Raw genomic sequence first — 12,709 nt, forward strand, 5'->3', positions numbered from 1 at the left:
CGCGTCCTGTCAGACGCGCCGCCGTGGTGCGGCGGGCGTCCCGCCTGACGCGCCGCCGTGGAGCGGCGGGCGCCCCGCCTGACGACCCGCCCTTGTACGGCGGGCGCCCTGCGTGACAGGCGTCTGGCTGCGTCGGCCGCGGGCCCTGCGGGCCGGTGGCGAGTGGAACCGTGACAGTCCCGGACGAGTGGAACCGAGGCAGTCCCGGACGATTGAACCGGGGATGGAACCTGCCGGTCCCGGGCGAGCGGAACCTTGGCGGTTCCGGGCGAGTGCGGGCCATGGCCGCGCTCCGCCGCCGGCCCGTGAGGACCGGCTGCAACGGCGGGGTCAGTCAGGTGAGAAAGAAGGGTCGTCCGCCGCTGTGCGGACGACGGGGGGAAGCTCGCGCGCCATGACGACACGCCCGGCCTGAAGCCCCGGGTCGTACACGGACCTCGCGATGTCCCCCATGCCTGGCCCGAAGGGGCCGCCACCGCCGCCGGGCACCAGTCCGTCGGTGCCCAGGATCTTGTTCGCGGTGGAGGAAGGCGGCAGACCGGGGTCGGACTGGCTGGTCAGCCCGTCGACCGTGCGCCCTGCCATGGCCTCGGCGTTGTCCGCCGCCGAGATGCCGCCGTCGCCCGTGGGGAAACCGTCCGTGATGGACCCGGTGACGGTGTCGGAGGTGCTGGAGCGGGAGTCGGCGAGTGCCGTGATTCCCGTGGCGGCTCCGCCGGCCGCGTCTGCCGCAGCCTTGTGCGCCGCCGTCGTGCTCGCGGCCGTGTGCGCCGCGGTCGTGCTCGCGGCGGCCGGAGCGGCGAAGAGCGTCCCGAACAGGACGGCGAGCAACCAACCGGCGGCGATCATGCCTCCGGTCACGGCCGCTCGCGCGACCACCCGGCGGGCACCGGCCGCGAACCGCGCCATCCGGTCCGCCCGCTCGGTGATCGCCTCGCCTGCCGGGACGGCCACGGGCACGGGCGCGCCGAAGACGGCTCGGGCCACAGCCCTCGACCGTCGCACCGGCGTGCGTGTCACGTGACCTCCCTAAGCTCCGGAACCGGCCTCACGCCGTGAGGCCGGTTCCTGGACTCACCCCTCAACGGTCCGTAACCGTAGCAGCACCCAAGGTGATCGCAAGCAGTTTTCAGCGCAGTCCCATGAATCAGTCAAGCCCCAGCGTCACCAAGCCTCACCAACCACCATGAACTACCCAGCGACGGCCCCTCCCTCGCCCCGAGGCCCGGTCGTAGCGGTCGGCTCGGAAGCGGTCGGCGGACGCGGAAGGGTTGGCGTGGAAGCGGTCGGCGGACGCTGGAGGCCCTGCGCCGCGGGCCCTCCGGCGGCACGCAGCGCGGCCTCGCACCACCCGCCGGACGCCACGTCACCCGCTCTCGCGGATTCCCGGTATCACGCACCCCCCAGAGTTTGCTAACCTAACTGAGCCGACGCGAGATGACGGTCTCGCGTGCAGGCACCAAGTCCGGGTGGCGGAATAGGCAGACGCGCTAGCTTGAGGTGCTAGTGCCCAGTGATGGGCATGGGGGTTCAAGTCCCCCCTCGGACACCAGACCCAGAATCCTGGTTGCTGAAGACAGCAACCAGGATTTTGTGTTGTGAGGGGTGCTGCAGAGCAACGGAATCGCGGCCGGCGTCGAGGTAATCCCGGCGCCGGCCGCTGATCAGTGCCGCCTCTGGTGTGCGGGCCGCACCCGTACCGCCGCCGGTCAGGCGGGGCGGCGCTTCTCGTACTCGTCGATGACCTTGCCGAGCTTCGCCAGCCGCTCGGTGAACCACACGTTCTCCGCGCCCGCCGCAGGCCGGTTCGGGTCGACGTACTGGTAGCCGAGGTTGGAGAACATGGCGACGATGTAGGTGCGGCCGCCCTTGCCGGGCAGGGCCTTCACGATCCCGGCGTCGGCGCCGGAATTGTTGACCCAGCCGTTCTTGTGGGCGTACGTCACCTCGGCCTTCTGATTGCACGGTCGCACATCGCGGCCGTACGAGATGCCCTGTCCGGGGATCGTCACGGTGCCGTCGGCGCCGAGCCACCGCGAGGGCGTGAGCTGCGGGATGCCGGGAGCGGGATAGTCCGCGCCGCACCAGTTGGTGGTGGAGAGGGCGACGTTCATGCCCTGCTCGGCCAGCCTGCTCCTGAAGAACGCGCGGGAGGCGTCGCTCAGGACGTCGGCGGTGACCGCGGTGCCGCCCGGGGTCTCCCACAAGGTGCCCACCCCGCCGTTGACCAGCATCAGCAGCTTCGCCGTGTCGAGCGAGGTCATGGTGACGGGGTTGCCCCATCGCGCGCCGTTGTCGGGGTTGGTGTTCTTGAGCTGCAGCGTCTCCAGACCGAGATCCTGGAAGGTCTGGTTGAGGCCGTTCACCGCGCCCTTGTCGTGCAGCAGCTTGACCATGGCGCAGGCGGCGGCGTTGGACGACCAGGTGAGCGCGGAGTCGAGGTAGTTGCGGACCGTGTCGCTGCTGGCAGGTCCGCACAGCGAGCTGACCGTGACCGGCTGGTAGGCGTAGGTGTCGTCGAGCGAGATCTGGCCCTGGTCCACCAGCCGCAGCACCCCGAAGGCCACCATCAGCTTCAGGACGGACGCGGGGTAGGGGCTCATGAAGTCGATCGGGGCGTTCTCGCGGCCCGGCACGATGTCGATGCTGCCTTGGCCGCGGTTGGCGTACCAGCCGGCGTCGTCCCACTGCCTCCAGCGGACGTCCGTGGTGTGCAGTTTGTCGTCCACCGGCACGGCCTTGCCGTCCGGGTACTGCGGGCTCATCAGCACGGTGCCGGAAGAGACGGGGCGCCCGAGCCTGTTCAGCTCGATGACGGTCAGGTCGATCTGGGGCTGCTGCGTGATCGGCGCGGCCGCCGCGACGGCCGCGCGCAGGTCCGCCTTCTGCGGAAGCTGCTTCGCCTCCTTGTCGGCGCCGTCGCGCCGCAGCGCGTCCAGCTCGGACGTGCTCGTCGGCGGGTTGGTGTCCAGGACCTGCTCGAACTGCTGACGGTCGAGCGCCTGCCGCAGGAAGCGCGCCAGGGCGCTTACGGAGCCGTTGTCCACCTCCGCGTGCGCCGGGGGCGTCGCCACGAGGCCGCCCAGCAGTACGGCTGCGGCGGCGAGCCCGGAGGCGACACGCCTTCGATGACTTGTGGATCTGGTGAAAATCACCTGACCACTCTAGTAAGAATGATCATGGCGATCCCGTAAACCGGCAAATCAGCAGAAATGCAGGCGGTATTCCTACACGCCCGTTGGGGCGCACCACCTGCTCAGTGAGCCGTCCAGCCGCCGTCGACGGGCAGGATCGCGCCGGTGATGTACGAGGCGGCGGGACTGGCCAGCAGGAGCGCGGCTCCCGCCAGTTCGGTGGGCTGCGCCCAGCGGCGCGCGGGCACCTGGTGGTCGAGGAAGTCGCGGACGCGCGGGTCGTCGTCGGCGCCTTCGTTCAGCGGAGTGTGGAACGGCCCCGGGGCGAGGGCGTTGACGCAGATGCCGGTGCCGGCCAGCTCGACGGCCAGGCTGCGGGTGAGCTGGACGACGGCGCCCTTGCTGGCGGCGTACCCCGCCCGGCCGGCGGCGCCGACCAGGCCGAGCGCGCTGGCCAGGGTGACGATGCGGCCGTATCCCGCGGCCCGCATGACCGGGACGGCCGCCTGGCAGGCCAGGAACGTCCCGACCACGTTGACCTCCAGACAACGCCGGAACTCGGCCGCGCTCAACCGGCCGAGCTCGCCTCTGGCCTGGACCCCCGCGCTGGTCACCAGGATGTCCAGGCGGCCGAACCGGTCGGCGACCTCGCCCACGACCCGTTGGACGCCGTCCTCGTCGCTGACGTCGCAGGCCAGTGCCGTGGCCGGTCGTCCGGTGAGCGACGTCATCCGCGCCGCGGCCCGGTCGCCGGCCTCCCGCTGCCGGCTGACGAGCGCGACGGCCGAGCCGGCCTGGGACAGGGCGAGGGCGATGGCGTGTCCCAGGCCCGAGGAACCGCCGGTGACGATGGCGACGTGTCCGGTCAGATCGGTGCCCGCGCCTGGGGCCGGAGCCGGTTCGTTCATGGTTCCGTTCTTTCGTCGTGCGCTCTACCGGTCACCAGTCACCGGTCACCGGCCGGCCGGCCGGCCGAGGTAGGCGGCTCCGTTGACCCAGTTCTGGACGAGCAGGCGCGCCGCCCGATTGAGGTCTCCGTCGCGGATGGCGGTGAGGATGTCGCGGTGTTCCTCGATGCTGCGCCGGGCCCGTTCCGGGCCGCCGAAGTAGAGCACGTCGTAGCGCTTGAGCAGCGGCTTGGTCTGGGCGATGATCCGCATCAGGTGGGCGTTGCCGCAGGCCGACAGCAGCATCGCGTGCCACCGGTCGTCGAGTTCGGCCAGGCCGCGCTCGTCGTCCAGGGCGGCCCGCATGTCGTCGATCTGCCGCTCCAGCGGGTCGGTGAGCCCGAGCAGGTCCTGGGGAGCGCTCCAGCGCAGCGCGAGGGACTCCAGCTCACCGACGAGCGGATACAGCTTGCGAGCCTCGTCGAGGTTCAGGGGCGGCACGCGGAAGCCACGCCTCGGCTCGGCGACCAGCAGGCCGCGGTCGGTGAGCTCGACCAGCGCCTCCCTCAGCGGGGTGCGGCTGACCTTCAGCTCGGCCGCGAGGCGGACCTCGTTGATCCGCGCCTCGGCCGGCAGCCGGCCGTCCAGGACGCGGGCGGTGACCTGCTCGGCGATGTCGCGCCGCAGGGGAGCCGTCGTGGTCTGATCCACTCTTCCGCCTTCTTGCATGCAGAACGTGATTTCTGTATTCAGAATATCGGGCTCGCATGCACGAGTCGCGTCTCGTCCAGCCATGAGCATGAGCTGACGGTCCCTGTCTATGATGTCAGAATGACAGATGCCGCCGACGCCAAGCGGGAGCAGGTCGTGACCGCCGCGCTCGAGGTGTTCGGCCGCTACGGCTTCCGCCGTACCTCGATGGATCTCATCGCCCGGGCGGCCCGCATGTCGCGACCGGCCGTCTACCTGCACTTCAGCAGCAAGGACGACGTCTTCAGAGCGGTGGCGCAGAGGTTCGCCGGCGGCATCGTCGCGGCGGCCGAGAAGGCACGACGGTCCACGCGGCCGATCACGGACCGGCTCTATGACGTGCTGGCGGTCAAGGTCGAGTTCTTCGTCGGCACGGTGGAGGCGGAGTACCGGGCGGAGTTGTTCGCCGAAGCCGAGGTGCTCGTCGAGGACGTCATGGTCGCGTTCGAGGCGGACTATCTCTCCGTGGTCGAGGCAGTGCTCGACGACGCCGCGGAGGAGCTCGACCTGCTCGGTGTCGATCTTCCTGCGGGTGACGTCGCGGCGGTCCTGGTGGACGCGGTGGCCGGGATCGCGCGGCAGAAGGCCGACCCCGCCGTCCTGCGGCTGCGTCTGCGCCAGCTCGTCGAGCTCGCGGTGCGGGGTCTCACCAGCAAGCCCGCCGTCCTCCCGTCAGCGTGATCCGTCCCGCCGGTCGGCGGGCCAGTCGGGCGCCCCAGGCGAGCCCAGGTCGTCGTGCTGCCCGGACGTGGCGTGACAGCGCCCGCGCTGTAGCGCGCCCTCTTCTCACACTCTGACGTTTTGTGTCTATATTGTCAGCATGAAGCTCGTCACCAACCTCGCCATCACAAACGCCTGCAACGACCAGAAGCGGGATCACTGACATGTGGACGACGGCACTGCTCACCTTCTTCGCCGGCGTCTTCGCGGCGAACGCGACGCCCCACTTCGTCAAGGGCATCACCAAGGAGCCCTTCCCGACGCCCTTCGGCCACACGCCGCTGATCAACCTCGTCGCCGGATGGGGGATGTACGTCATCGCCGCCCTCCTGCTCGCGGGAGCCGACGTGGCCGTGCGGCCGTGGCCCGCCGCCGTCTCGGGGGCGATCGGGGTGCTCGTCATGGGCGTCTTCCACGCGCACGTCGGCGCGTTCGGCAGACGGCCGCCGGCGGAGGCGGCGCCGCTCGCATGAACGCCCGTCTCCGCGTACGGCATCGTCCAGCCGTACGCGGAGACCGCCGTACGCGGAGACGGGCCTGGCCGCCGGTCAGGCGGCGGGACGCGGCAGCGGGGCGCGCAGCAGGGACCACGCGGCCGCGCCGAGCAGGAGGACGAAGCACGCGGGGCCAAGGGTCTGGGCCACCTCATGCCGGGTCGCGCCGATCACGGCGTCGACGAGCTGCACACCCGCGTTCAACGCGAGCACCAGCGCCAGCGGGCGCCACGCCCGCAGTGCCGCGAACACGGCCAGTCCGCCGAGCAGCACGATGCTCCGCGCGGCCATGTAGGCGGCGAACGCGCGCGGCGCCGCCGCGTCACCGCCGGGAACGAGGATCCCCGGGGCGAGCAGGCCCGAGACGGTGAAGTAGCCCGACGAGAGGACGGTCAGGACGACCACGACGGTCGCGAACACCCGCGCCGATCGTCCGGGAGCCATATGATTCGGTACCCTAATCATATGGGGAAGCTAGCATTGCGGTCATGACGCCGCAAGTGACCGACAGCCTGGCCTTCCTGCTCAGCAAACTCGGGCAGGCGACCGCCGAGCGCTTCGCCGACCGGCTCGCGCCGCTGGGCCTGCGCCCCCGGCACTGCGCGGTGCTGCAGTTGCTGGAGACCGCACCGCTCGGCCAGCTCGCGCTGGCCAGGACCATCGGCGTCACCCCCAGCGTGGTCGTCGACATGCTGGACGAGCTGGAGGGCGTGGGAGCGGTACGGCGGGTGCGCGACACGGCCGACCGGCGGCGGCAGCTCGTCGAGCTCACCGACGAGGGGCGCGAGCTCAGCCGCTCGGCCGCGAAGGCGGCCGCCCAGGTGGACGCCGAGCTGCTGGGCGGGCTGCCCGCGGATCAGCAGAGCGCGCTGCGCCTGGCCCTGACCGCCATCGCCACCACTCACGACCTGCTGCCTCGCGGTTGAATGGTTCCTCCCGACCTCTCGAAAGGTGAACGATCATGGAGTTTTCCCAGGCGCTCGACGCGCACTTAGCGACGATCGAGGCGCGTGACCTGGAGGGTTATCTCGCCACCGTCCACCCGGACGCCTCACTGATCCTGCCGAACGGGACGCTCCTTCGCGGCAAGGAGGCGATCGCCGAGTTCCACGCCGCCTGGTTCGACGACACCGACTGGTCGATGCGGACCGAACCCGTGCGGGTGGAGACGGCGGGCGAGGCCGCGTTCGCCCTGCTGTCGGCGGTGTACGACGACCTCGACCCGAAGGGCGAGCCGTACCGGAAGACCTACCACCTGACCCTGTACTTCACCCGGACCGACGGGCGGTGGCTGCTCGTCCACGACCAGAACACCTACTCCTGAGAGCCCACCGGCGAAGGAACTCCGGGAGGGGCCGGATCGTCCTGTCCTACATGAGGGAAAAGACGCAGGACGACCGGTTCCGGAACCTGCCGGAGCGGCCGGACCCGGCGACGTGGCGCTCCGGCAGGGACGAGAGTCCCCTGCCGCAGGCGATCGCCGAGCCGGCGATGGCCGAGGACGCCGCCCTGCGCTGGGTGGCTCCCGAGCTCGAAGCCGCCCGGCGGATCAGCGACGCCGTCGTACGGCGTCGCGGTTCCCGCGACTGAGCGCACACGTCGCCGGCCGCGGTCAGGACGCCGTTACGGACGTGAGGCCGTCCAGGGCTTCGCGAAGCGCGGTGGCGAAGCTCGCGGCCTCGAAGATGAAGCCCAGATGGTTGCCGGGGAACTCGACGTACGGGCAGCCGAGGCGTTCGGCCTGGATGCGGGCGGTGCGGGCGTAGTAGGCCCCGGCGCTCTCGCGTCCGGCGGCGGTGACCATGGCGACCTCGTTGCCGCGGATGGTGTCGAGGTCGGGGTTGTAGGTGGCGAGCGGGAGGTATTCGCGAGCCAGCCAGAACTCGGCGTTGCTCGTCATCTCACCCGCCGCCACGCGGGCCTGCTGGGGATGGGCGGCGTCGAAGCCGACGAGTTCGGTGGCGAAGACCTTCGACGCCGCCGCCGCGCCCTCGGCGATGAACGTACCGTGCACGCGGTCGGCGAAGGCGAGCCAGGCGTCGGCGTCGGGCAGCAGCGGCGAGGTGGGGCCCTCGTGGGCGACCAGTGCCCGGATGACGTCCGGCTCATCGGCGGCGAGCTGCAGGGCGATGTTGGCGCCGCCGCTGTTGCCGAAGACGTAGGCGTCGTCGCCGCCCATCGCCCGGATCACGGCGACCGCGTCGCGGGCCTGCTGTGCCATGTCCAGGTCGACGGTGGTGTCGCCGGTGCTGCGGGAGTTGCCGCGGCGGTCGTAACGGACGACCGTGTAGTGCTCGGCGAGGAAGCCGGAGATCCGCGCGTAGTGCTCGGAGGCGCCGCCGCCACCGGAGATCATCAGCAGCAGCGGGCCGGTGCCCTCGTGGTCGTAGACGATGTCGGCGCCTTCGGTGTGGACGCGTGCGGTCGTGGTCATGCGGTTGTCTCCTTCTTGCCGGCGGATGCCGGTCTCCGGGTGTGGTGCCGGCCGGGCGTGCGGCCCGGCCTGTCGGGGTCGGCCTGTGCGGGTCGGGCAGGCGGTTGACCCGGCCCTGCGGGACGATGAGCGTCACCGCGCTGCCGAGGGACGCGCCGAGCTGCATGACGACCCTGTTGGCGGCGCTGCGTTCGGCGGCCGGACGACGGCATGCCGGATGGAGCGGCCTCGGACGAGGCCGCTCGGGCCGGTGGTGGTGGACGGGTGGGGGCGCGCTAGCGCGACGGGCCGGCCGGCGGGGCCGGGAGTCCCGCGGCGACCTGCCGCAGCGCCTCCCGCAGCAGCGGGACCAGCGGGACGGGCGGATCAGCGCGCAGCCACTGTTCGGTGGCGACGTGGACGGCGGTCGTCACCGCACCCGCGACCAGGCGCGGATACATGTCGCGGCCGGGATCGGTGCCTGTCCGTTCGGTGCCCGTCCGTTCGGCGACCGCCGCGGCGAGCTCGCTGTCGGCCGCCAGGGCGGCCTTGAGCGCCTCGGCCTGGAGCGCGGGCTCGGCGGCGATCAACCGGATGCCGCCGAGCACCTCCGCATCCGGGCTCTCGTGCGCCCGGTCGGCCTCGGCCAGCGGCGACAGCACCGCGTGGGTGACGGCCTCCCACAGCGGCTCGCCGGCCGGGCGTGCCCGCAGCGCCTCGGCCGCCTGCCGTACGCGGTCGACGTGGCGGGCGACCAGGGCCTCGTACTTGGTGGAGAAGTAGTTGTTGAACGTCCGCGTCGTCACCTGCACCTCGGCGGCGATGTCCTCGACCCGGACGTTGTCCAGCCCCCGCTCCAGCGCCAGGCGCAGGGCCGCGAGGGTCAGCGCCTCGCGGGTCGCGCGCTTCTTCCGCTCACGGAGCCCGGTGCGCCGGCCGCCTGCCGGGGTGCGTTCGGTGGTCACACCCCCACCATAGCCAGAACTTTCCGAATAAGAAAGATTTCTCATTCAGAAAGTTTTGGCTATGCTCTCCCGCATGGGGTTGAGAGAGCGGAAGAAGCGGGAGACCCGGATCGCGCTGAGCTGGGCGGCGATCAGGCTCACGGTCGACCGCGGCTTCGACGACGTCAAGGTGGAGGACATCGCCGCGGAGGCCGGCGTCTCGCCCCGCACGTTCAACAACTACTTCGCCGGCAAGGCCGAGGCGATCGCCGCGCGCCACTTCGAGCGCGCGGCACGGATCGCGGACGAGCTGCGCGCCCGCCCGTCGGACGAGCCCCTGTGGGAGGCGATCCGCGCCGCCGCGCTCATCGGGGCGCCGCTCGTCACCGAGTCCGCGGACACCCAGCCCGACGCGGGCTGGGTGGCGGGGCTCCGGCTGCTGACCGGGCATCCGGCGCTGCGGGGCGAGTTCCTCAAGGCCGGCATGGCCGCCGAACGGGAGCTGGCGGCCGCCGTGGCCGAGCGCACCGGCGCCGACCCGGAACGCGACCTCTATCCGCGGCTGGTGGCGGGCACGGTCGGCGTCGCCATCTCCGCCTCGACCGATCTGTGGTTGCGCGTCGGCCCTCCGGCGTCGTACGGCGAGCTGCTCCAGGACGCGCTCGACCAGGTCACGAGGGGCCTGCCCCTTCCTACCGGTCCTGCTCCCGGAAGAAGTGGGTGACGGTGTCGCGCAGGACGGCGGCCTGCCGGCGCACCGCGGACAGGCGGACGTAGTCGTCGCCGAGCAGGTCCCCCTCTTCCGGCACCCCGAACATCACGGTCGGGATCCCCCGGGACGACGGGCCGCCCGCGTCGAAGCTGCCACCGTAGATCGTGTGACGGGGTTCGCCCACGTGCGTCCGGATCGACGCGGCCAGGGGGTCGAGAACGTCACGACGCTCGGGCGGCAGGTACGCCGGGAGCATCGTGACCCCCTGCCGGACACTGATCTCACAGCCGGTTCCCGCTCCCTCGACGGCCGCGCGGATCTCGTCGATGGCCGCGGCGGGGTCGCTGCCGGGCAGCAGCCGCCGGTCCACCGTGATCCGGGCGCGGGCGGGGAGGGTGTGCGGCGCCAGCGGCTCGTACCGCACCTGGTACGGGACCACCTGCTCGTGCCCCAGTTCCGGGTGGGAGCGCGTTCGCACGACGGCGTCGAGCTCGCCGAGCCGCCGGACGACGTCGGCGGCCGCGTCGATGACCCGCCCGGCGGCCGGCGGGGACGACGAGTGTCCCGTCGTCCCCTCGATCTCGACGAGCACGTCGACGCGCCCGCGGTTGCCGACGGTCACGTCGAAGCCGGTGGGGAAGAGCTGGATGAGCAGGTCCGGCGTACGCGGGAGGCCGTCGAGGATGGCGTTCGAGCAGTCATGGGTGCTGCGTCCCTCGTTGTTGACGCAGAGCAGCAGGGTCCCGCGCAGCGGCACGCGCTCGGTGATGATCCACCGGGCGAGGTCCAGGAGGCACGCCTGGTGGGCCTTGTTCTGGGTGATCCCCTGGCCGAACACGCAGGGCTCGTCGACGCCGAGCTCGACGGGCGTCCGGATACGTCCCGACCAGGGCTCGGCCATCAGGTTGTGGTGCTGCGTCGGCGTGTACGCCATGAGCGCGAGGCACGGCCCGGCGCCGTCCCCGAGCCGTACCGCGAACTGGTTGCGGGGCAGGTCGATGATGTCGAGGGCCCCGAGGCCCTGGAACATCGGCCGCAGGCACTCCTGGACGTAGTGCCGGAGCGTCGGGTGGTCCGGCTCGATCAGCGTGTCCGCGCCGAGCGGCACCGCGGACGGCACGCGGGCGAGCGTCACCAGATCGGCGACCAGCGGATCCGCCGGGCCGGGGGTGTGGGAAGGGGAGGGCATGGAGGCTGCCTGAGGTTCCAGATGCATGACGACCATCTTCACGGTCGCCATCTACGCACTCATCCGCCGCCCCTCGTACATCAGGCGCGGCGGCTGATATGACTACTGAATGCGGGAAGAAGCCGCTCAGGCAGCGATCGACATGTTCCTGTCCGCGTTCAACGTCTCGGACGACGACCACATGACCCCCTTGCTGTCCCAGGCGCTGACCTCTGACGTGGTGTTCTGGGGTCCGCTGGGACGGAGCGAGGGAGTCGCGGCAGTCGAACGGTTCGTGCGGGACATCCGCCGGCACCCGGCCGGTGTCGGCACGATGGTCCGGTGTTCGGCCGTGGACGTGCCGGGTGAGTGGGCGCGCTATCAGTGGGTCTTCACCACGCCCGACGGGGGACCGCGCCTGGCCGGAACGGACGTGGTCCACCTGCGGCAGGGCCGCATCGACCAGATGATCGTCTTTGCGGGGGACGTCGGGCGCTCTTCCTGACGAGCGTGCGCGGAAGCTCGTGTTCGCCTCGGCGGCCCTTGTCTCAGATCGTGACGGCGAACTTGCCGACGGTTCCGCCGGTGAAGTCGGCGAGCGCGCGCGGTGCCTCGGCCAGCGGGTACGAGCGGGCCACCGGCACGCGGAGGCGTCCTTCGACCGCGTCGGCGGCGAGCCGGGACAGGGTGTCCGGGGTCGGGTCGGCCATCACGGCCGTGGCCTTGATGTCGCGGCCGGACTCCTCGGGCCGGTAATGGATCGTGGAGGCGAACCGCCCGCCGTCGGCCAGCAGGGCGGCGACAGCCGCTCCGTCGCCCACCAGGTGCAGCGCGGCGTCCACCCCGCCGGGCGCGATCGCGCGTACCCGCGCCGGCAGATCCGTGTGGTCCACGGCCCAGGTGGCGCCCAGGCCGGTGACGAAGGCGGCCTCGGCCCCGGGGCGGGCGGTGGCGATCACCCTGGCGCCGCGCGCGGCGGCGAGCTGGACGGCGAACGCGCCCACGCCGCCGGTCGCGCCCGAGATCAGGACGGTCTCCCCCGGCGCCGGGGCGAGGGCGTCGACGGCGTTGAGCGCGGCGGTCCCGGCCAGCCCCAGCACGCCCGCGCGGGTGTGGCCGAGCCCGTCGGGGATCCTGGCCACGCCGTACGTCTCGCTCACCACGACGTACTCGGCGAAGCCGCCCTGGCCCAGGGTGGGGCGCATGACCACGCCGAACACGTCCTCGCCCGGCGTCAGGCCGGTCACGTCCGGGCCGACGGCCGCCACGGTGCCGGCGAAGTCCTTGCCGAGCACGACCGGGAACTCGTACTCGTACGCGCCCTTGAGATAGCCGCCCAGGACGCCGAGGTCGAAGCCGTTGACCGAGGAGGCCAGCACCCGGACCAGCACCTCGCCCGGGCCCGGCTCCGGCACGGGCAGGTCGGCGGGCGCCAGTTCGGCGCCGAAGTCGGGGAAAGCCATGGCACGCATAGTGATCGCTCCGTT

The 12,709-nt window shown here is 71.8% G+C and carries 16 protein-coding genes and 1 tRNA gene; 8 read left to right on the forward strand and 9 right to left on the reverse strand.

The annotated features are described in order from the left end of the window. Positions 1–330: 330 nt before the first annotated feature. The gene (locus HTZ77_RS14470; protein WP_328808593.1) at positions 331–987 is read right to left on the reverse strand and encodes a hypothetical protein; all 657 of its coding nucleotides are present in this window, start codon (positions 985–987) and stop codon (positions 331–333) included. A 476-nt stretch (positions 988–1,463) separates the two neighbouring features. On the opposite strand from HTZ77_RS14470, the gene HTZ77_RS14475 reads away from it, so the two are divergent. Then, positions 1,464–1,552, forward strand: a tRNA-Leu gene (locus HTZ77_RS14475). Between the two features lie 157 nt (positions 1,553–1,709). Here the strand turns inward: HTZ77_RS14475 and HTZ77_RS48195 are convergent. The 3 genes from HTZ77_RS48195 to HTZ77_RS14490 form a co-directional block, all read right to left on the reverse strand. Next, entirely contained in the window at positions 1,710–3,155 is a 1,446-nt protein-coding gene (locus tag HTZ77_RS48195) for a serine hydrolase (RefSeq protein WP_205302618.1), read from the reverse strand. Positions 3,156–3,256: 101 nt separating this feature from the next. Further along, the gene (locus HTZ77_RS14485) at positions 3,257–4,042 is read right to left on the reverse strand and encodes an SDR family NAD(P)-dependent oxidoreductase (protein ID WP_175590068.1); all 786 of its coding nucleotides are present in this window, start codon (positions 4,040–4,042) and stop codon (positions 3,257–3,259) included. A 45-nt stretch (positions 4,043–4,087) separates the two neighbouring features. Beyond that, positions 4,088–4,732, reverse strand: coding sequence for a GntR family transcriptional regulator (locus HTZ77_RS14490; RefSeq protein ID WP_328808594.1), 645 nt, complete (start codon positions 4,730–4,732; stop codon positions 4,088–4,090). Positions 4,733–4,852: 120 nt separating this feature from the next. Between HTZ77_RS14490 and HTZ77_RS14495 the strand changes: the two genes are divergently transcribed. Further along, the gene (locus tag HTZ77_RS14495; protein WP_175590070.1) at positions 4,853–5,452 is read left to right on the forward strand and encodes a TetR/AcrR family transcriptional regulator; all 600 of its coding nucleotides are present in this window, start codon (positions 4,853–4,855) and stop codon (positions 5,450–5,452) included. A 203-nt stretch (positions 5,453–5,655) separates the two neighbouring features. Continuing rightward, the gene (locus tag HTZ77_RS14500) at positions 5,656–5,964 is read left to right on the forward strand and encodes a hypothetical protein (RefSeq protein WP_175590071.1); all 309 of its coding nucleotides are present in this window, start codon (positions 5,656–5,658) and stop codon (positions 5,962–5,964) included. Positions 5,965–6,039: 75 nt separating this feature from the next. Here HTZ77_RS14500 and HTZ77_RS14505 read toward each other — a convergent pair whose 3' ends face one another. After that, the gene (locus HTZ77_RS14505; RefSeq protein ID WP_175590072.1) at positions 6,040–6,429 is read right to left on the reverse strand and encodes a hypothetical protein; all 390 of its coding nucleotides are present in this window, start codon (positions 6,427–6,429) and stop codon (positions 6,040–6,042) included. Between the two features lie 44 nt (positions 6,430–6,473). Between HTZ77_RS14505 and HTZ77_RS14510 the strand changes: the two genes are divergently transcribed. From HTZ77_RS14510 to HTZ77_RS14520, 3 genes are read left to right on the forward strand one after another with little or no spacing between them, the layout of a single operon-like run. Further along, positions 6,474–6,911, forward strand: a complete 438-nt coding sequence (locus tag HTZ77_RS14510; protein ID WP_175590073.1) for a MarR family winged helix-turn-helix transcriptional regulator — start codon at positions 6,474–6,476, stop codon at positions 6,909–6,911. Positions 6,912–6,946: 35 nt separating this feature from the next. Then, positions 6,947–7,309 carry a YybH family protein gene (locus tag HTZ77_RS14515; protein ID WP_175590074.1) on the forward strand — a complete coding sequence of 121 codons (363 nt, stop codon included), beginning with the start codon at positions 6,947–6,949 and terminating at the stop codon, positions 7,307–7,309. Between the two features lie 50 nt (positions 7,310–7,359). Beyond that, a complete protein-coding gene (locus HTZ77_RS14520; RefSeq protein ID WP_175590075.1) occupies positions 7,360–7,575 on the forward strand; it encodes a hypothetical protein in 216 nt (71 codons plus the stop codon). Positions 7,576–7,597: 22 nt separating this feature from the next. Here the strand turns inward: HTZ77_RS14520 and HTZ77_RS14525 are convergent, their stop codons facing one another. Next, a complete protein-coding gene (locus tag HTZ77_RS14525; protein WP_175590076.1) occupies positions 7,598–8,419 on the reverse strand; it encodes an alpha/beta fold hydrolase in 822 nt (273 codons plus the stop codon). A gap of 275 nt (positions 8,420–8,694) precedes the next feature. Continuing rightward, complete coding sequence (locus HTZ77_RS14530; RefSeq protein WP_328808595.1) at positions 8,695–9,363, reverse strand: acyl-CoA-like ligand-binding transcription factor; 669 nt, start codon at positions 9,361–9,363, stop codon at positions 8,695–8,697. Between the two features lie 73 nt (positions 9,364–9,436). Here HTZ77_RS14530 and HTZ77_RS14535 point away from each other — a divergent pair, with 73 nt between their 5' ends. Then, positions 9,437–10,066 (forward strand): acyl-CoA-like ligand-binding transcription factor, encoded by a 630-nt coding sequence (locus HTZ77_RS14535; RefSeq protein WP_175590078.1) that lies wholly within the window; start codon positions 9,437–9,439, stop codon positions 10,064–10,066. Here HTZ77_RS14535 and HTZ77_RS14540 read toward each other — a convergent pair. Then, entirely contained in the window at positions 10,035–11,294 is a 1,260-nt protein-coding gene (locus HTZ77_RS14540) for a M20 family metallopeptidase (RefSeq protein WP_175590079.1), read from the reverse strand. The genes HTZ77_RS14535 and HTZ77_RS14540 overlap by 32 nt on opposite strands. A 58-nt stretch (positions 11,295–11,352) precedes the next feature. Here HTZ77_RS14540 and HTZ77_RS14545 point away from each other — a divergent pair, with 58 nt between their 5' ends. After that, positions 11,353–11,727 (forward strand): nuclear transport factor 2 family protein, encoded by a 375-nt coding sequence (locus HTZ77_RS14545; RefSeq protein ID WP_175590080.1) that lies wholly within the window; start codon positions 11,353–11,355, stop codon positions 11,725–11,727. A gap of 43 nt (positions 11,728–11,770) precedes the next feature. Here the strand turns inward: HTZ77_RS14545 and HTZ77_RS14550 are convergent, their stop codons facing one another. Then, positions 11,771–12,685 carry an NADP-dependent oxidoreductase gene (locus tag HTZ77_RS14550; protein ID WP_205302620.1) on the reverse strand — a complete coding sequence of 305 codons (915 nt, stop codon included), beginning with the start codon at positions 12,683–12,685 and terminating at the stop codon, positions 11,771–11,773. Positions 12,686–12,709 lie beyond the last annotated feature (24 nt).

It is taken from the genome of Nonomuraea montanisoli, from assembly GCF_013363975.1.
GTDB classification, from domain to species: Bacteria; Actinomycetota; Actinomycetes; order Streptosporangiales; family Streptosporangiaceae; genus Nonomuraea; species Nonomuraea montanisoli.